A 19,858-nucleotide genomic window follows, 5' to 3' on the forward strand; every position below is an offset into this window, starting at 1 on the left:
TCTGCTTTTTTTCATGGTAAACTATTATAAGAAGACTACTTTTCAGGAGGTCATATCATGAAAGCAATAGTGATCGACGAGTTTGGCGGAATAGAAAAACTGCAGATGAAAGACATCGATAGACCGACTCTAGAACCAGACCGGATGATTGTTAAAATGGCTGCCACGAGTGTCAATCCGGTAGACGTGAAACGTAGAAAAGGGTTATTTGGTGGGAAAACTCCGATGATTATCGGCGGAGATGTATCGGGGACGGTAGTAGAAGTTGGCGACGACGTGACTGGCTTTAAAGTTGGAGACCGCATCATGGCAAACGGGGCGAAAACATACGCAGAATTTGTCGTGGTCAATCCTGACAGGGCTGTTGTCCTGCCCGATATGGTCTCATTCGAGGAAGCCGCAGCTATTCCATTAGCCGGACAAACGGCTTATGAAGCGGTAGTCACACGAGGGCAGGTTAAAGATGGTCAGAAAGTCCTGATACATGGCGGATCAGGCGGTGTAGGGTCACTTGCTGTTCAAATCGCTAAGATCAAAGGTGCCTGGGTGGCATCAACGGCAAGTGGCAAGAACCAGAGTCTACTCAAGGATTTAGATGTAGATCGTCCAGTCGATTACAAGTCAGAGGCTTTCGAAGAGTTGCTTGATCCGGTTGATTTTGTATTCGATACAGTAGGCGGAGACGTTCAGACTAGAAGTCTGTCGGTCATAAAAGAAGGCGGACACCTATTGTCCATTGCAGCAAAACCCGACGAAAATACAGCCGTCAAAGCTGAATTTTTCTCAATGAGTCCTAAAAAAGAAGCGCTGGAAGATCTGCTCACGTGGCTTGAGGAAGGAAAAATCAGACCGGTCATTTCAGAGATGCTGGACTTTACGGAAGAAGGCGTCAGGAAAGCTCATGAATTGAGTGAAACAGGCCATACAGGTGGAAAAATCATCCTGACTTTCCCTGAATAGCTTAGAAACAGGAGAAGAAATCGCATTTTGATCAGAATAAATAGGAGAGCCCGTTTGCGTCGCAGCGAACAGGCTCTTTTTTATTTTCCGATAGATAGCAGGAGGAGTCGAACCGCTCATATATGGTGATATGGACGATTCGGATATAAGAATGACTAGCGAATATACCATATCACGACTTTATGGTATGTTCGCAGTTTATCATCGTACGTCAATGATCCATATATCGAGTTATGAGCCATTCGTGCAGTCTTAAAAACAAAGTATGCCCGTCAGAGTCCTATTTTGGTTCAGACCCAACGATACGCCCCTTTAAAATGTAGACAGCTGACCAGCTGTCAGACCTTCCAGTCATTTTGAGAGAAGAATTAGTCCAGTTAACATTTTAATAACGAGCTTCGTCAAACTGTGATAATACGTAGTCATAAAACAGCTGCTCGGAAGGCGTCAGCTGTCTGGTCGTGGGAGTGATCATACCCACACTTCTGCCCACATGAGGATCGCTGACCGGAATACAGGTCAGAAAAGAGCTTTCGTGCTGAGTAATAGCGCTGTCCGGCAGCAAGGTTACACCTATCCCTGCAGCGACCATTCCTTTTACGGCATCCATATCTTCCCCTTCCGTACTGACATGCGGGTCGAACCCTTCACGCCGGCATGCGTCGATCACCAGCTTTTCCAGAATATACCCCTTCGGAAAAAGTATGAAATTCTCCTGCTGCAGTTCCGCCATCTTGACGGATGTTTTGCCGGCCAGGCGGTGATGTCTCGGTACAAGCAGCAGCATTTTTTCGTAAAACAGGCGGTCCCCTTTTATTGCAGGATCATCTGTGATGACGGGTCCCATAAAGGCAAGATTCAGCTCCCGACTTTTTACTGCATCGACAAGAAACTGATAGGACCCTTGTCTTAGATGAAACTGGACTGTCGGATAATTCTCATTAAATGTTCTCACGAGATGAGGCAGTAAGGTGGTCGCCAGGCTTGTCGGGAAGCCGACTTTCACGATTCCGGACTCAGGTTTCTTATAGTCGTCCACTTGCTTTTTCAAGTGATCCACTTGATGCATGATGTCCCGGGCTTCTTTCAGTACGGTCTGACCGATCGGAAGCAACTTGAGACTGCGACTGGCGCGCTCAAACAGTTCGACCCCCAGTTCGCCCTCCAGATTGCTGATCTGACGGCTCAATGCCGACTGAGCCACATTCAGGTTCTGGGCGGCCTCTGACATATGCTCGCGTTCCGCAACTTCTATAAAGTAGATAAGCTGTTTCAGTTCCATCTGCTTCTCCTTTCTTTCCTTATTTATATCAAAAACAGATCATATCGATCAATTATATGTATTGTAAGCATAATTGCAAAGGATTACAATAATAGGACACGATAAAACAGAATAAAGGGTCACTGACTAGTTAGGGGAGATAATAATGGCTAGATTTAATTCTGTTATTCAGAAACAGGGCTTGTATACGCCACAGTTTGAACGGGACAACTGCGGCATCGGGCTGTACGCAAATATGAAAGGCAAGAAAAGCCATGATATTGTAAAAAAAGGCATGGAACTGCTGATGCATTTGGACCATAGGGGAGGTCAGGGCAGCGATCCGCATACGGGGGATGGGTCCGGAGTCATGACCCAGATACCGGATGCTTTTTTCAGAAAGCAGATGACGAACAAGGTGCTTCCAGAATCTGGAAGATACGGCGTGGGAATGATTTTCTTCCATCAGGGAGATGAGAATCAGGCTCAATGGGAAGCAGCAATCGACAAGCTGATCGAAGCGGAAGGTCAGACCGTCATCGACTGGCGAACCGTACCGACCAATGCCCGCGAAATCGGTGTAAAGGCTCAGAAAACGGCGCCATACGTCAGGCAGATATTTGTCGGAATGGACGACTCACTGACTGATACGCTAGCTGTTGAACGCAAGCTCTATGTGATAAGGAAACAGGCAGAACAGCTGTCCGCTCAGAACGAACAGGCCTTCTATTTTCCTAGCTTTTCCAGCGAGACCATCGTTTATAAAGGTCTGCTGACATCGGGTCAAGTGGACCGATTTTATATGGATCTCCAGGATACGGACTATGCGTCGGCGTTTGCGCTGGTTCATTCACGATTCAGTACGAATACCATACCCAACTGGGAAAGAGCACACCCCAACCGTTATCTGATCCATAATGGGGAGATCAACACGCTAAGAGGCAACATCAACTGGATGAAAGCCAGAGAAAAAAGCTTCTTTTCAGAAGCGTTCGGGGAAGATCTGGAAAAAATCCTTCCCATTTTAGATGAGACAGGCAGCGATTCGTCTGTTCTGGATAATGCGCTTGAGTTCTTTACGCTAGCCGGCCGTTCCCTGGCGCATTCCGCGATGATGCTGATTCCCGAACCTTGGGAAAACAATCCAGATATGAGTGAGGCAAAACGAGCATTTTATCAGTATCACAGCACATTGATGGAGCCTTGGGACGGACCGACCTCCATTACATTTACAAACGGCAGACAGATTGCCGCTCTGCTGGACAGAAATGGTCTGCGACCGGCACGTTATTATGTCATGAAAGATGACACGATTATTTATGCTTCTGAAACTGGTGTCATAGATGTCGATGAAGCGGATATTGTATCTAAAGGAAGACTGAGTCCAGGAAATATGCTGATGATCGATCTGGAACAGGGACGAATCATACCGGACAAAGAGCTGAAAGATAGCATCATCAGTCAGGAACCTTACGCGGACTGGCTTGAAGAGCAGGTTGTTGAACTGGGAAATGATCTGGCCCATACAACTGAAAATGCTGAGCCTGTCGACCAGCTTGTGCAGAGGCAGAAGGCTCTCGGATACACGACAGAAGATATTGAGAAATACCTGAAACCTCTGATCAATCAAGGTAAAGATCCAATCGGAGCAATGGGGATCGACACACCTCTAGCAGTTCTGTCAGACCGGCCGCAGTCGCTGTTTCTCTATTTCAAGCAGCTGTTTGCGCAAGTCACCAATCCACCGATCGATGCCTACAGGGAGCAGGTCGTCACGTCTACACTGACCTGGCTTGGTGCGGAAGGTAATCTTCTCCATAATTCGTCTAAAGAGAGCCACCGGATCAGAGTGGACTCACCGATTCTCAGTCCACTGCAGTTCACTAGTCTCGCCCATATTGAGGAAAAAGGCTTTGACACTCTGACTGTCGATACGCTCTTCTCTGACGACTTGGAGAAAAGCCTGGCCCAGCTTCATGAGCTAGTAGAAACAGCGGTTGCTTCAGGTAAGGTGCTAATCGTTCTTTCGGATCAGCAAATGAATGAAGACCAGGCGGCGATACCAACCCTTTTAGCTGTAAGCAGTGTCCACCAGTTTCTGGTGAGGAAAGGGTTACGGACAAAGGTCAGTCTGATTGCCGCGTGTGGAGAAGTAAGAGAGGTCCATCATTTTGCAGCGATGATCGGTTACGGAGCAGATGCGGTTTATCCTTATCTTGCTTATGAAACGATTCGTGACGAAGTGAGTAAAGGGGAATTTCAAACATCTTATGAAGAGACCGTTGAACGCTACCGACAGGCATCTACTGAAGGTGTCATCAAGGTCATGTCCAAGATGGGCATCTCAACGGTTCAAAGTTATAGAGGGGCTCAGATATTCGAAGCTATTGGAATCAGTGAGACAGTCATTGCGGAACACTTTACCGGAACAGCCTCTCAAATCGATGGGATCGATTTAAAAACTATTGCTCGAGAAGCCAGAATGAGACATGAAGAGGGCTATCAGAATGACCTGTACCAGTCTCTGGACTCAGGAAGCGAGATGCAGTGGCGAAAAGGCGGGGAGCGGCACGTCTACAACCCGCTGTCTCTTCACAAGCTTCAATGGGCGGCCAGACGAGGAGACGAAACACTGTATAAGCAGTATGCAGAAAACATCAATATTGGTCATAAAGGATTTATTCGACACTTATTTGACCTGACATCGGACCGTCAGCCTATTCCAATCGAAGAAGTTGAACCGATCGAAGCTCTGTTCAAACGATTCAAAACTGGCGCGATGTCGTTTGGATCGATCAGTCCAGAAGCCCATGAGACGCTGGCGATTGCCATGAACCGTCTGGGTGGCAAATCAAATTCTGGAGAAGGCGGGGAGGACCCGGCCCGTTTCCAGAGAGACGAGAATGGAGACTTGAGACGAAGTGCCATCAAGCAGGTCGCTTCAGGCCGTTTCGGTGTCAACAGTCACTATCTGGTCAACGCGGAAGAACTCCAGATCAAGATGGCCCAGGGAGCAAAACCCGGAGAAGGTGGGCAGTTGCCGGGTCAGAAAGTTTACCCGTGGATTGCTTCTGTCAGAAACTCTACACCAGGTGTCGGACTCATTTCACCTCCGCCTCATCATGATATTTATTCGATCGAAGACCTGGCTCAACTGATTCATGATTTGAAAAATGCAAATCGTCACGCCAGAATCAGTGTCAAACTGGCTGCAAAAGCCGGGGTCGGCACAATCGCTTCTGGTGTAGCCAAAGGTAATGCGGATGTCATTTCGATTGTAGGTTACGACGGGGGAACGGGCGCTTCACCTAAAACAAGTATCCGTCATGCGGGACTGCCATGGGAACTGGGACTTGCCGAAACGCATCAGACCCTTCTGCTGAACGACTTAAGAGAACGTGTGACTCTTGAAACGGACGGCAAGCTTCTGACAGGACGAGACGTCATTTTGGCTGCTTTGATCGGTGCTGAGGAATACGGCTTTGCGACCGCACCTCTAGTTGTACTCGGTTGTGTGATGATGCGGGTCTGTCATCTGGATACCTGTCCTGTCGGCATTGCTACGCAGAATCCGGAACTCAGGAAGAAATTTATGGGAACACCGGAACATGTCATTCATTTCATGACCTTTATTGCACAGGAAGTCAGAGAAATACTAGCTGAACTGGGTTACAGAAGTATCGATGAACTGATCGGCAGAACAGATTTGCTAAAGCTTGGAGAATGGGCAGGGAACCACTGGAAAGCGTCTCAGCTGGACCTCAGCCGGATTCTGTTTCAGCCAAAAGGCAAGCAGCGACTAAATAAATCCAGTCAGAATCATAAAATCGATCAGTCTCTGGATATGACGACGATTCTTCCCAATGTAAAAGAAGCTGTTGTTTCAGGAAAACCAATCAGTCTGCATTTAAATATATCGAATATGAATCGGGTCATCGGAACGATCACAGGGAGCGAGATTTCGCTGTCAAATGGGGCAGACGGTTTACCTGAGGATACCATTACATTGAACTGTAAAGGGTCAGCCGGTCAAAGTGTCGGCGCATTTATTCCCAAAGGGATGACAATCATCGTCACTGGAGATGCCAATGACTATGTCGGCAAGGGCCTGTCCGGAGGTAAGCTCGTTGTTTCGGCCCCGGAAGAGGCTGCATATAGCGCCAGCGAGAACGTGATTGCCGGAAACGTCGCGTTCTATGGAGCGACTGACGGAGAAGGATACATCAACGGTCTTGCAGGAGAACGGTTTGCGGTCAGAAACAGTGGAGCCTCATTAGTTGTGGAAGGTATTGGAGACCACGGCTGTGAATACATGACCGGGGGTAGAGTCGCTGTTCTAGGAGAGGTCGGCAAGAATTTTGCAGCCGGCATGTCCGGAGGAGTCGCTTATGTCTGGAGTCCGGATCGGGAAGCCTTCAGTAGACGAGCCAATGGAGAAATGGTTGACTTCGAACCGTTGACGGACGACGAGGACAAAAAGGAACTGAAAGAGATGATTCAGAAACATGTAGCGTACACTCATTCGACACGTGCTCTGGAAGTGCTGAATGATTGGGATGCAGCCGTCGATCAGTTTGTAAAGGTCATTCCAAGAGAGTACAAAGCGGTGACTGCACAAATCAGATCTTATGTGTCAGAAGGTTTATCTGAAGATGAAGCGGAACTGACGGTATTTATGGAGAAAAAAGAAGCTCAGAACAAAAAGGAACAGACCATTGTTCCAAGCTGACCGATCAGCCGGAAAGGAGAAGGACTATGGGAAAAAAGACAGGATTCATGGAAATTAATCGGGAATACGTCAAAGAACGGGACCCTAAAGAGCGCATTGAAGACTGGAAAGAGTACAAAAGTCGAATTCCGGATGATCAGGCTCAGCGTCAGGGAGCCAGGTGTATGGACTGTTCGATCCCCTATTGTTCCATGGGGACGACAATCGATGGATCAACGACAGGGTGTCCGGTGTATAACCTTATACCGGAATGGAACGACCTGGTCTACAAAGGAAGGTGGAAAGACGCGCTGGATCGCCTTCTGAAAACCAACAATTTTCCGGAATTTACTGGACGAGTCTGCCCGGCACCTTGCGAGGGCTCCTGTACGGTCGCCATTTCAGACGATGCCGTCGCAATCAAGGACATAGAACGGTCCATTATCGACAAGGGATTCGAAATGGGCTGGATCCAGCCGAGAATCCCATCCAGTCGTACCGGTAAAGAAGTTGCCATCATCGGTTCAGGACCGGCCGGACTGTCGGCGGCTGATCAGTTGAATCAGGTTGGTCATCAAGTCACTGTATTTGAAAAAAATTCAAGAGCAGGCGGCCTGCTGACATATGGTATTCCAAACATGAAGCTGGAAAAACATGTGGTCCAGCGACGGATCGATCTGCTTGAAGAAGAAGGAATCCGATTCATTTTAAATACAGAAGTTGGAAAAGATATCTCTGCTGAAGAGATCGAAGACCAGTTTGACTCCGTCATTGTCTGTACTGGTGCTGAAAAACCGTTCGACTTGCCTATTGACGGACGCGACTTAAAAGGGGTTCATTTCGCGATGGACTATTTGACTCAGTCAGTAAAAGAGACCATTGGAGAATCGGAGACGGACGAAGATCTTAATGCAAAAGGCAAAAACGTCATCGTCATCGGTAGCGGCGATACGGGTGCCGACTGTGTAGCAACAGCCATAAGGCAAGGGGCAAAAAGCGTCACTCAGTTTGCCCGCAGTCTGCAGTTTCCCTTTAAGCGTGAAAATCTGAATGCCTGGCCGGCTTATCCAAAAGTATTTACATTAGAATACGGTCACGAAGAAGCAGAAAAGCTATATGGCAAAGACATCCGAGAATACCAGATTCAGACCAGAGCCTTTCTCGGAACGGAAGAAGGCGTGCTCAAGGGATTATACACTGAACGCGCCAGAAAAGTCAGAGATGAGGAACGTCGGATCTTTGTCTATGAAGAAGTGCCGGATTCGGGACAGGAATGGGAAGCTGATCTGGTCCTGCTGGCCATTGGATTTGAGGGGGCAGAAAAGAACCTACTTACTCAGTTCGGTATACAGACTGACAGAGGCGTCATCGATGCGGAATACGGCCGATTTGAAACGAGCCGAGAAGGAATCTTTGCGGCTGGAGACGCCAGACGCGGACAGAGTCTGATCGTCTGGGCGATCAATGAAGGCCGGGAAGCTGCGTATCAGGTTGACCAGTATCTGATGGGTAAAACGGTCCTTCCGACGGTCCTGACGGGCTAATTGAGCTTAGAATAATTGAATAGTACACTAACACCGCCTAACTTTGATTGAAGAGTTAAAGATAGGCGGTGTTATTTGTTAGGTGTTGTTGAGCATATCGTATAAGAAAATCGGGTATCGTAACGTATACTGTAATGAGGCTCGTTTTTTTAGACGCTAGGTTTGCTGGCACTCTAATGACGGGTGAGTATGCTGAAATATGAGATTTTAGGCGTACCTAAGGATGAGGTTAAGTTGAATTTACCGAAGTACAGTCATGTCAGGTAAGTCAGATGTACTTAAATATATCGAGTATATCATTATACAGATAATCATGACCACTCATTCTTCTGATGGGACAGAGTATGCCTAAGATCATCTTGTTTTGATACTATGAAAATAATTTAGTAACTGACTAGTCCTAAGGGCCTCACTCTTGGGTAGTCTGAAGGAAAATGTAGTCATCGACATAGTAAAAGATTTATAAAGTAGAAAACTCGAAAAAACAACTTATGGGAGTTTTATTAAGACAAGCTGACTACTTAATACACCTTTCAAAGAATGAAAACTGTCATGTCTGATGCAGTGATGCGAGGGTAAAGCTCGTGTCATTCTTTAATTTTCTTAAATAAATTTTAAACAAGCTGATTTATACTGTATGAGAGTTAAGATAGAGAGAATGACGACAGGAGGACAATCGATTGGATATAGGAATTGATAAGATTGGATTTTATACACCAAACGTTTATGTAGATATGGAGAAATTAGCAGAGGTCAGAGGTGTCGATCCTGCTAAGTATACGATCGGTATTGGTCAGGAAAAGATGGCTATTGCCCCACTGCATCACGACTCGGTCAGTATGGCGGCAAATGCAGCGTTATCTATTTTAGATGATGAAGACAAAGCATCTATCGACTTTGTCTTGTTTGGGTCAGAGTCAGGTGTCGATCACTCCAAGTCTGGTGCCGTATGGGTCCATCAGCTGACAGGCATTCAGAAAAATGCGCGTTGTGTTGAGCTGAAACAGGCCTGTTACGGAGCGACTGCAGGAATCAAGATGGCAATGGGACATATTGCATTGAATCCTGAAAGTAAAGTACTCGTTTTAGGTGCGGATATTGCAAAATACGGCCTGAAAACTGGTGGAGAACCGACCCAGGGAGCTGGAGCTGTTGCGATGGTTCTTTCACAGAACCCTCGAGTCTTGTCACTGGATAATGACAGTGCGTCAATGACGAAAGATATTTCTGATTTCTGGCGCCCATTGTATTCAGATTATGCCTTTGTGGACGGGAAATTTTCTAATGAAGCTTACTTGAGCTTCCTGAAAGAAGTATGGAACAACTATAAAGAACAGACTAATCGTGAATTGAGCGATTTTGAAGCGATGTGCTTCCACCTGCCATATACTAAGATGGGTAAGAAAGCGATTCTCGCACTGACTGAAGACGCAGACGACAGTGAAACGAAGCGCCTGATGAACTCTTATCACGACAGCATCTACTACAATAAGCAAGTAGGGAATGTCTACACTGGCTCTTTATATTTGAGTCTTCTGTCACTATTGGAACAGGGACCTGAACTGGAAGAAGGCGCACGTATCGGATTGTTCAGTTACGGTTCCGGAGCGGTAGGTGAATTCTTCAGTGGGGTAGTCAAGCCTGATTATAAACAGTTCCTGAATAAAGAAGCGCATGAATCTGTGCTTGATGATCGTCGCGAGCTGTCTATTGATGAATACGAAACGATTCTTGAACAGGCGCTGCCTAAAGACGGATCAGATGTGGACATCGATAATGAACAGGTCAATGTAGGAAAGGCTCATTTAGCTGCTATTAAAGAAAATATTCGTGTGTACGCTGTAAAATAAAATGATTAACGAGAAGCACCGGCTGAAAAGTCAGTGCTTTTTTGACTGTTTTTCAAAATTATATATTCCTTATGTGATTTTTTGATCACCTGTTTCGTAAGCTATGCGTATAAAAAGTAAACCTTTCACCAGTGAAATATTAACTAAGGCAGTCGACCACTTTTAAAATAAACAGATGTATTATTTTTTATATGTCGACTCATTAATTGTGAACAAAAAAATAAACTAGTAAACAAGGACCTGTTTTCGGGTGAAGTTTGGATTAGATTACACGAAAGTTGGTATAAAGAACGTTCTAAGGTAGCATGATTATAAGGAAAGTCATCGGTATTTGATGTTTTAATAGGTAGGCTATTGACGGAATATGTGAATTCGTGCAGAATAATGGGGAGTTACAGCATAGAAGAATAGATGTATTGGAAGGAATGGATCAATGAAAAAGTTAAAAGGCTTATTTATCGGATTGAGCGCAGGCCTACTTATGACTGCATGTGGTACTGAAACGGCTGATACAGATACAGAATCAGATGGGGTAGAGGAAGTCGAAGAACTGGTACTCGGCTATTTCCCCTCAGCCGATGTGGCGAATATGGCAGAATCGGCGAGACCACTTGAAGAGTACTTGTCTGACCAGCTGGGTATTCCGGTAACAGGCGAGGTGATGACAGACTACACGGGTCTGATTGAGGCGATGCGTAACAAGAATGCTGATGTGGCCTTCCTGCCACCTTTTGCCTATGTGCAGGCTGAAGAAAGAGCGAATGCAGAAGTGCTTCTGAAGGCCATTCGTGATGGATCTGACTCTTATGTTGCTCAATATAATGTTGCGGCTGACTCAGATATTGATTCAATTGACGATCTGATCGAATCTGAAGGGCTTGTCTGGGCATTTACCGATTATACATCAACATCAGGATATCTGTTCCCGGCCCAGCAGATGATGGATCTTGGCGTAGACGATCTGGATACTCACTTTACTCAAATCGATGTCGGCGCGCACGATACGGCATTACTTTCAGTTCTTGATGGTCAGGCAGATTTCGCAACGACTTTTGAAGATGCCCGTGTACGCCTTGAAGATGAGATTCCGGACATTTTCGAACAGATCAGAGTCATTGGAACCACAGAAGAAATACCCAACGCCACATTGTCAGTTCGAAGTGACCTGTCTGAAGACCTAAAAGAGAGAATCGAAAATGCATTTCTGAATATGAATGATGACCCTGATATGCTGGAAGTCCTGGCAGATGTCTATAACTGGGAAGGGTTCGCTCCAGCTGAATCGGAAGATTATGATGTTGTCCGGGATGTATACAGTCAGTTTGAGGACTTAATCGAGGAATAAGTGGAATAAAAAAATCTGTCGGTATGCGTGACTCTATTACAAGAGGCTGCAGATGCCGGCAGATTTTTCGTTTAGTAAAACAAGAAGAAAAGAAGCGGAATCGCAATGGCTGGTACGAAATTCATGACTTTCAGCTTGGTCACTTCGAGAATATTCAGACCAAGTGCCAGAATGAGAATCGATCCAACGGCATTGATGTCGTTGATCATCGCATCAGTAAGGATGATATCTAATGCACTGGCGAATAATGTGATGGCCCCTTGATATAAGAAGACAAGGACGCCGGAAAAAATGACGCCAATACCCAGACTCGAAGCGAGAATGATACTGGTAATGCCGTCCATCAGAGCTTTTGTCAGTAGGATTGTATGATTTTCCGTCAAGCCACTTTCTAGAGGGCCAACAATCGACATAGCGCCGACAGCCATGATCAGACTCGACATGACAAAACCTTTGGAAATAGATAATGAACCATTTTTCGACGGAAAACGGTATTCCAGAGATGTCCCGAGCTGATGGATTTTATCATCTAGATCAATGACTTCGCCGACTGCTGCTCCAATGACTAGAGATAGAATGATATAAATGGTGTTTTCTCCGGACATCATCCCTGTGATGCCGATGTATATAGCACTGAGAGCCAACGCACGCATCAAGGCTTTCTCAATTCTTAGAGGAATCCCTTTGTTGACAAACAAGCCGATTGTTCCACCGATGAATATAGCTAATGTATTGATGATTACTCCAAAAAACATAAAAAAGAACTCCTTCGCAGAGGTATGTATTCTAACCTATTATATAAGGCTCTGAGGTTACATACAAATGGTTTTACAAGAGGAAAATAAAAAGAAAGATCAAAACCTGGGGGCTTCAATCTTTCTTCAATAACCCGTCCTTAGTAAACCGGTTATCCATCAGAATAAGTAAAGTCAGTCAGAAAGGGCCTCGCTGCTTATCTATAGAAGGTCCTTTACTCTCCTCGTTTATTATACCCTATTCTCAAACAAAAATATGCAAGCGATTACAAAATGAGAGAAAATTTATTTAGATTGCTGCCTGTCTGAGCATGAGATTATTCTGAAGCTTGACAATGAGAGACAATCGAAATAGAGTGGAAAAAATAGTATACTGAATAGTAAGATAAAATAGACAGATCGAAGTTCATGAAAAGAGGGCAGCTGCGTGATCGAATTCAAAAATGTCTCATTAAGATATTCAAATGGGGTCGAAGCATTAAAAAATGTGAATATAAAAATAAATAAGGGCGAGTTCGTTGTCATCGTAGGAATGTCCGGTGCCGGTAAGTCTACTTTAATGACCTGCATCAACCGGATGGTCGTGCCGACTGAAGGCGAAGTGATCGTCGACGGTCAGACTATTTCCAAATTAAAAGAGTCGAAGCTGCGTGCCTTGCGTACACAGATTGGTATCATTTTTCAGGATTACAATCTCGTCAAACGCATGTCTGTCCTGAGAAATGTGATGGTCGGTCGGCTGGGTCATACATCGACCTTCAACAGTCTGATCGGGCGGTTTCCTCAAGCAGACCTCCAGCTCGCAATGAACAATCTCAAACGAATCGGTATCGATGAGAAGGCGTATGTCCGAGCCGACCAGCTCAGTGGAGGGCAGCAGCAGAGGGTCAGTATTGCACGTGTCCTGACTCAGCAGCCTAAAGTCATTCTGGCAGACGAACCTGTTGCGTCACTCGACCCTCCAACATCTCATCAGGTCATGAGAGACCTTAAGCGCGTCAGTAAAGAAGACGGGCTGACAACATTGGTCAATCTGCACTTTATCGATCTGGCAATGGAGTATGCCGACCGGATCATCGGGATGCGGGATGGTGAAGTGGTGTTTGACGGCCACATCGATGAAGTCACTGAACAGACATTTGAAGAGATATACGGCCGTCCGATTCGTGAGGATGAGAAAAGAGGGGATGCCTCGTGAAACGAAAAAAGACCTCTTCCAGTAAAGTCAGGCTATTCAAGCCGTCATTCTACATCAAACTGATTGGTGTGAGTGCGGGCGTTCTCGTGCTCTATTATCTTGCGATCCGTCAGACGAATGCTTCACTGGCCCGTATGCTGTCGGCATTCCCGATATTCTTCCGCATGCTGATAGAGGACTTTTTCCCGCCTGACTTCGGCTACTTTCCAACGGTAGTGAATCAGCTGATCGAAACGTTCAATATTGCCTTGATCAGCACAACACTGGCTGCAGTCCTGGCTTTTCCGCTGCTCTTTTTTTCCTCATCGACATTGAACAGACACCCGTTATCCTACGGAGGGATGCGAGTTGTCCTGACCATCGTCCGGTCGATCCCGAACATTATAATGGTCGTACTCATGGTAGCCGTTGTAGGTTTAGGGTCGGTATCCGGTATTCTGGCACTCATGATTTACTCGGCAGCAATCCTAATTAAGCTGACCAGTGAATCGGTCGAATCAATTGATGAACGGCCGATCCAGGCCATCAAGGCAATGGGTGGGAACACCCCTCAGGTTATCCGGTATGGCGTTTTGCCACAGATCACCCCAATTTATCTGTCACATATATTGTATGTGCTTGAAATCAATTTAAAAGCCTCCGTTGTACTGGGCTTTGTAGGCGCAGGGGGAATCGGTCAGCTGATCAGACGACAGATGAGCTTGTTCAGGTATGACCGTTTAGGGCTCATCATATTCGTATTATTTCTTGCCATCAGTGTGATTGATTATATCAGCCAGACAGTAAGGAGCAGACTCGCGTGAAAAACAAGGACAGAATTTCTCTTCGGTCTCAACGTACGTTAAAACAGAAAACAATGATCTATCTCGTAGTGATGAGTCTGACTTTTTTATACGCGTTCAGTCTCTGGTCACAGGATTTTTCCATTGCATCCTCGCAGTCTTCTCCAGGAACGATTCTTTACAGGTTATTTGTCGTCCCTCTCATTGACCCGACCTATTGGCCTTCATTTGTGGAGAGAGGCTGGCAGATGATCGAAACGATTGCTATTGCCTATGCAGGAGGGATTGCTGCTTCCTTGTTTGCCCTGCCGGTTGCGATACTAGCGGCAAGGAACAGTGGAGGCCGAGCCAGTTACCTAGGCAAACTGTTTTTAAATGCTATCCGTTCGATACCGGAGCTGCTGTTCGGCGTATTCTTTGTGGCCGCCGTCGGTCCTGGGTCCTTTGCAGGTGTACTGGCTATCAGCGTCAATTCGATTGGCATGATCGGCAAACTGTATTCGGAAAGTATCGAGTCGATCGATCAGGCGCCGATCGCAGCAATCAAAGCAAGCGGAGGCAATGACCTGCAGGCGTTCTGGTATGGCATTCTCCCTCAGATCCTGCCGCAATTTTTGTCAATCTCGCTGTTCCGTTTTGAAATAGATGTCCGGGCTTCAACGATACTTGGACTAGTCGGAGCTGGAGGCATCGGGGTTCCGCTGATTCTTTCACAGCAGCAGAGGCATTGGGAAGAAGTCGGTGTGATTCTGATCATTGTCATCGTGTTCGTTGTGATCATCGATAAAATAAGTGGAAAGATAAGGTCGAACTTAGTCTGAAGTTGCTCAAGCTGATATGCTGGGCAACTTTTTTGGCTTTCGGATGATGACAAGTCTGAACTCGCCTGTACTAGAGTAATGTCAGTAGAATAGAGTTTCCATCCAGTCATATAGAAATAGACAATTAAAGACCAGCCGGTGCTGTTGAGGCAGTCGGCTGGTCTATGGATACCACTCTTTATAAGAACCCTTATTCTAAAGGACGATCATCACGCGAAGAATGAGGCGGGTCTACTCTCTCTGCAAGCAGATCACGTATTTCTTCCAGGTAGCTTTCTACGCTCGGTGCCTCGACTTCAACTTCTTCTGCTTCCTCCGGCTTGCGGGACAGATTGTTGATCACTTTGATAATGACAAATAGTACAAGTGCGATAAGTACAAAATCAATGACAGCTTGAAGAAATTCTCCGTATCCAATTTGTGCTGTTCCGATCTGGAAGGTGAGCTGGTCGATGCTGGCATTACCAGTAACTGCTGCAATGATGGGTGTGATCACATGTTCAACCAAAGCAGTCACGATTGCTGTAAACGCAGCACCCATAACGATTCCGACAGCCAGCTCAATCACATTTCCACGCATTAAAAATGTGCGAAATTCTTTTATCAAATTAATCTTCCTTTCTCAATTTGTTAACTATATTCTATTTTATACCATCTCACTTAAAATAAAAGAGTAAAAGTTTAGTCACATTTACAAAATTTTTACAAAAAAAAGGTGGAGATGGGCTATCTATCCCGGTATACTGGAATTAGAGTCAAACGAGGAGGGGTGCTATACCTACATTGTTCGTTTTTTAGCAAATAAACGGATATAACAATCTTAAAAAAAGTGATAGACTTTTCAATTGCCGAATGTTAATATCGAATAGTGCGTTAATCGTACATATTTACAGCACATAAATGTGCAACATAGAATTGGGAGGAATTATTTTGTCTAAGAAATGGTTAAAAGGTTTAGGTATTACACTAGCTTCAGTTATGTTACTAGGTGCCTGCGGGAACGATGATGAAGGCGCTGATGAAACAGCAGAAGAAACTGACGGAGCCGATGAAAATGGCGCTGCAGGCGAAGATATGATCGAAATCGATGAAATCTCAGTTGGATTTGTCCCTTCACGTGACCCTGACGAGATTTATGTTGCAACTGAACCATTAGAAGATCTCCTGATTGCTGAGCTGGCTGAACATGGTTACGATGTCGGCGAAGTTGAAATTACTGTAGGAACAAACTATGAAGCGGTTGGAGAAGCAATGTCTGCCGGTACACTTGATGTGGGCTTCCTTCCAGGTGGAACATACGTCCTGTATGATGATTCTGCAGAAGTTATTCTGACTTCAACACGTGCTGGTCTGAACAATGATTCAGATAACCCAGCTGAATGGAATGAAAACAAACCGACTGAAGGTACTGATGAACAGGTCACATACTACCGTTCTATCCTTATCGCCGGTCCATCTGAAAAAGGTAGAGAATTAGCTGATAAAATTAACAGCGGAGAAGAACTGACTTGGGAGGATGTTGATTCAGCGTCATGGAGCGTTATGAACTCATCTTCATCTGCCGGATACATTTATCCAACAATCTGGCTGCAGGAAAACTTTGGTCAGTCTCTGACAGACCTGAGCCAGATCGTTCAAGCTGACTCTTATGCGAACTCATTTGCAAGACTGGCAGCTGAACAGGTCGACCTGATCGTTGCTTACGCAGATGCACGTCGCGACTATGTTGATATCTGGGAAGAAGACTTTGGTGCTGAAAACGATATTTGGGAAGATACAGATGTCGTCGGTGTAACACCGGGAATCTACAACGATACAATCAGTGTCAGCCAGTTCTCAGAAATCATGGATGACGATCTGATCGAAGCTCTACAGCAGTCATTCATCAACATTGCACAGACAGACGAAGGACGCGAAGTTATCGCGATCTACTCACACGAAGGTTATGAGCCTGCAACAAGCGAAGACTATGACGTAGAAAGAGAAGCACAACAGATTCTACGCGACATGTCTGAATAATTTATGAATTTACGACTAAACTAAATGAAAAATTAAGCTGGGAGCGCCCTCTCCTGGCTTTCTTTTTGATTATCTCCAGAGAGGAAATAGGCCAAAATGATAGAATTTAAAGATGTAAACAAGACATACCCGAATGGGGTCACTGCTTTAAAAAATGTAAATCTGACCATTGATCAGGGAGAATTCGTTGCGATCATCGGATTGTCGGGTGCTGGAAAATCAACACTTATCCGCTGCATCAACCGTATGCATGAAATTAATGAGGGGACATTGACCGTTAATGATGTAAATGTCGGAAAACTGAGTGGAAAGCAGATCCGTTCTTTCCGTCGTAAGATTGGAATGATCTTCCAGTCGTTCAACTTAGTGACACGTACATCAGTAATCAATAATGTATTGATTTCATCTGTACCTGAACTGTCCTGGTGGAGAAAGTTCGTTGGTCTGTTTCCTAAGGAGAAAAAAGTAGAAGCACTTGAAGCTCTGGATAAAGTTGGAATTCTGGACAAAGCTTATAATCGTGTCGATCAGCTCTCTGGTGGGCAGCAGCAGCGTGTGGCATTAGCCCGTACGATTGCTCAGAACCCGGATATCATCTTAGCGGATGAACCGGTTGCTTCCCTTGACCCAGTCACAGCTAAAGTGGTCATGGACGACTTCAAACGCATCAATCAGGAAACAAACATGTCCATCCTGATCAACATCCACCACGTCGAATTAGCTCTGGAGTATGCCGATCGCGTAATCGGTATCCGTCAGGGAGAAGTGGTCTACGACGGAAAATCCGAAGATGTTTCTCAGGATGTACTGGACCAGATCTACGGCAGTGCCGACAATGTTCCTAAAATGGATGATCCGGAAGAAGCAGAGGTCTAGGAGGGACGAGCATGAGAGAAACGGTATATGATAAGATTTTCAAACCTAAGACATTTACTTTGTCGAATGGAAAAGAAGTGAAACAGCGTGCTTCCCGAGCTCCTCTTATTCTTCTGATCGTTCTGATCGTGACGGTCGTGTCATGGGAAGTCACAGGTGTGGACCTGTCGATGATAAGAACACGAGGGTATCAGTTCATTGTTATCTTAACTGATATGTTCCCGCCAAACTTTAATTTTATGAACAACGTCTGGGGGCCGCTTTTCGATACGATTCAGATGTCACTACTGGGATCCATTGCCGGAGCCTTGCTGGCTATTCCGTTTGCTTTGCTGTCGTCCAGTAACATTATAAGGAACCGATGGTTAAACGGCTTTTTCAAACTGTTCCTTAGTATTTTAAGAACGCTGCCCACACTGATTTCAGCACTGATTGCCACGTTCATCTTTGGACTGGGAACTATGGCCGGAACGGTGGCGATTTTCCTGTTTACCTTGTCTTATATTGGTAAACTGATGTATGAGCATATTGAAAATGTCGATATGGGGGCATTTGAAGCGCATGAATCCATGGGTCTTTCAAAAGTGGAAGCCTTCCGCTATGCTATCGTACCGGATGTTCTTCCGACATACTTGTCGGTGTCATTATATGCCTTTGAAGGAAATATAAGATACGCAGCCATTCTGGGTTATGTTGGAGCCGGAGGAGTCGGTCTCCTGCTGGACGAGCGTCTGGGCTGGAGAGACTACCCGAGCGTGGGAATGGTCCTTCTGATATTGATGCTGGTTGTCTTCGTGATTGAACGCATCAGTGAATACTTCCGAATGAAACTGACTTAATAAAGGAGCAGAGAAAAAATGAATAAAGCTGTTGCACAGCAACTTGAAAAAGCACCAAATCGTAAAGTTTATTTATCAACTATTGCAATCATCCTGACTGCTCTTATCATCTGGTCATTCATGGGAGTCAATATCACTGGTTTCGATCAGCGCGGGACACAGATCGCAACAAACATTTTCAGCGGGCTGTTTTCACCGGACCTGGAATTCCTGTTTGACTTCACATCAGGTGGAGGCGTCCCAGGGCTCTTGTTTGAAACGATCGCCATCGCCTTTTTAGGAACAGTATTCGGGTCCTTTCTGGCGATCCCGATCTCATTCTTGATGTCTCCAAGTATCGTTTCCAGACCTGTAGCCTTTGTGACTCGTCTGGTCGTTATCTTTATCCGGACCATTCCTTCACTTGTATACGGGTTGATGTTCATCCGTGTAACTGGCCCTGGTCCTTATGCAGGTGTGCTGACGATGTCTCTCACATCGATCGGTATGATTTCCCGTTTATACGTGGATGTCATTGAAAACCTGGACAGAGGTGTTCTTGAAGCTATGACTTCTATGGGATGTACCACTTATCAGAAAGTACGTTATGGCATTCTGCCTCAGCTGTTCTCAAGCTTCCTGTCTGTAACGATCTACCGTTACGACATGAACCTGCGTGATGCAACCATTTTAGGTCTGGTAGGAGCCGGTGGAATAGGGGCACCTCTAATTTTTGCCATGCGTGCCTACAGATGGAGCGAAGTCGGGTCGATTCTGATTGGACTGGTTGTTCTGATCCTGGCTGTCGAGATTTTCTCAAACAAACTGCGTGAACGTCTCGTCAACGGATAAATATAGTAATTTTCAAATAAAGCGCCGGTCTCTCATGACGTCTATCCAGACACAGTGAGGGATCGGTGT

15 protein-coding genes are annotated in these 19,858 nt (G+C 45.6%); 12 read left to right on the forward strand and 3 right to left on the reverse strand.

Features of this window, described 5'->3' with window-relative positions; translation table 11 throughout:
• Positions 1 to 57 precede the first annotated feature (57 nt).
• Positions 58 to 960, forward strand: a complete 903-nt coding sequence (locus BMX79_RS04485; RefSeq protein WP_091479619.1) for an NADP-dependent oxidoreductase — start codon at positions 58 to 60, stop codon at positions 958 to 960.
• 385 nt (positions 961 to 1,345) lie between these two features.
• Here the strand turns inward: BMX79_RS04485 and gltC are convergent, their stop codons facing one another.
• Positions 1,346 to 2,242, reverse strand: a complete 897-nt coding sequence (gene gltC, locus BMX79_RS04490; protein ID WP_091479621.1) for a glutamate biosynthesis transcriptional regulator GltC — start codon at positions 2,240 to 2,242, stop codon at positions 1,346 to 1,348.
• Positions 2,243 to 2,387: 145 nt separating this feature from the next.
• Between gltC and gltB the strand changes: the two genes are divergently transcribed.
• From gltB to BMX79_RS04510, 4 genes are all read left to right on the forward strand, one after another.
• On the forward strand, positions 2,388 to 6,950 hold the full coding sequence (gene gltB / locus BMX79_RS04495) for a glutamate synthase large subunit (protein ID WP_091479624.1): 4,563 nt from the start codon (positions 2,388 to 2,390) through the stop codon (positions 6,948 to 6,950).
• Positions 6,951 to 6,976: 26 nt separating this feature from the next.
• Positions 6,977 to 8,473, forward strand: a complete 1,497-nt coding sequence (locus BMX79_RS04500) for a glutamate synthase subunit beta (protein WP_091479625.1) — start codon at positions 6,977 to 6,979, stop codon at positions 8,471 to 8,473.
• A gap of 680 nt (positions 8,474 to 9,153) precedes the next feature.
• A complete protein-coding gene (locus tag BMX79_RS04505) occupies positions 9,154 to 10,323 on the forward strand; it encodes a hydroxymethylglutaryl-CoA synthase (RefSeq protein ID WP_091479628.1) in 1,170 nt (389 codons plus the stop codon).
• Positions 10,324 to 10,756: 433 nt separating this feature from the next.
• On the forward strand, positions 10,757 to 11,668 hold the full coding sequence (locus BMX79_RS04510; protein ID WP_091479630.1) for a phosphate/phosphite/phosphonate ABC transporter substrate-binding protein: 912 nt from the start codon (positions 10,757 to 10,759) through the stop codon (positions 11,666 to 11,668).
• 71 nt (positions 11,669 to 11,739) lie between these two features.
• On the opposite strand, the gene BMX79_RS04515 is transcribed toward BMX79_RS04510, so the two are convergent.
• Positions 11,740 to 12,423 carry a DUF554 domain-containing protein gene (locus BMX79_RS04515; protein WP_091479633.1) on the reverse strand — a complete coding sequence of 228 codons (684 nt, stop codon included), beginning with the start codon at positions 12,421 to 12,423 and terminating at the stop codon, positions 11,740 to 11,742.
• A 427-nt stretch (positions 12,424 to 12,850) separates the two neighbouring features.
• Between BMX79_RS04515 and phnC (BMX79_RS04520) the strand changes: the two genes are divergently transcribed.
• From phnC (BMX79_RS04520) to phnE (BMX79_RS04530), 3 genes are read left to right on the forward strand one after another with little or no spacing between them, the layout of a single operon-like run.
• Positions 12,851 to 13,621 (forward strand): phosphonate ABC transporter ATP-binding protein, encoded by a 771-nt coding sequence (gene phnC, locus BMX79_RS04520; protein ID WP_091479634.1) that lies wholly within the window; start codon positions 12,851 to 12,853, stop codon positions 13,619 to 13,621.
• Positions 13,618 to 14,424, forward strand: a complete 807-nt coding sequence (phnE, locus tag BMX79_RS04525) for a phosphonate ABC transporter, permease protein PhnE (RefSeq protein WP_091479638.1) — start codon at positions 13,618 to 13,620, stop codon at positions 14,422 to 14,424. Before phnC (BMX79_RS04520) ends, phnE (BMX79_RS04525) begins: the two co-directional genes overlap by 4 nt.
• Entirely contained in the window at positions 14,421 to 15,224 is an 804-nt protein-coding gene (gene phnE / locus BMX79_RS04530) for a phosphonate ABC transporter, permease protein PhnE (RefSeq protein WP_218025344.1), read from the forward strand. Before phnE (BMX79_RS04525) ends, phnE (BMX79_RS04530) begins: the two co-directional genes overlap by 4 nt.
• Positions 15,225 to 15,414: 190 nt before the next feature.
• On the opposite strand, the gene mscL is transcribed toward phnE (BMX79_RS04530), so the two are convergent.
• Positions 15,415 to 15,831 carry a large conductance mechanosensitive channel protein MscL gene (mscL, locus tag BMX79_RS04535; protein ID WP_170230958.1) on the reverse strand — a complete coding sequence of 139 codons (417 nt, stop codon included), beginning with the start codon at positions 15,829 to 15,831 and terminating at the stop codon, positions 15,415 to 15,417.
• A gap of 323 nt (positions 15,832 to 16,154) precedes the next feature.
• Between mscL and BMX79_RS04540 the strand changes: the two genes are divergently transcribed.
• From BMX79_RS04540 to phnE (BMX79_RS04555), 4 genes are all read left to right on the forward strand, one after another.
• Positions 16,155 to 17,243: a phosphate/phosphite/phosphonate ABC transporter substrate-binding protein gene (locus tag BMX79_RS04540; RefSeq protein ID WP_091479641.1), complete on the forward strand. Its 1,089-nt coding sequence runs from the start codon at positions 16,155 to 16,157 to the stop codon at positions 17,241 to 17,243.
• Between the two features lie 96 nt (positions 17,244 to 17,339).
• Positions 17,340 to 18,119: a phosphonate ABC transporter ATP-binding protein gene (gene phnC, locus BMX79_RS04545; protein ID WP_091479643.1), complete on the forward strand. Its 780-nt coding sequence runs from the start codon at positions 17,340 to 17,342 to the stop codon at positions 18,117 to 18,119.
• A gap of 11 nt (positions 18,120 to 18,130) precedes the next feature.
• Positions 18,131 to 18,958, forward strand: a complete 828-nt coding sequence (gene phnE / locus BMX79_RS04550) for a phosphonate ABC transporter, permease protein PhnE (RefSeq protein WP_091479645.1) — start codon at positions 18,131 to 18,133, stop codon at positions 18,956 to 18,958.
• An 18-nt stretch (positions 18,959 to 18,976) separates the two neighbouring features.
• The gene (phnE, locus tag BMX79_RS04555) at positions 18,977 to 19,789 is read left to right on the forward strand and encodes a phosphonate ABC transporter, permease protein PhnE (RefSeq protein ID WP_091479647.1); all 813 of its coding nucleotides are present in this window, start codon (positions 18,977 to 18,979) and stop codon (positions 19,787 to 19,789) included.
• Positions 19,790 to 19,858 lie beyond the last annotated feature (69 nt).

The organism is Alkalibacterium pelagium (assembly GCF_900109325.1).
Taxonomy (GTDB): Bacteria; Bacillota; Bacilli; order Lactobacillales; family Carnobacteriaceae_A; genus Alkalibacterium; species Alkalibacterium pelagium.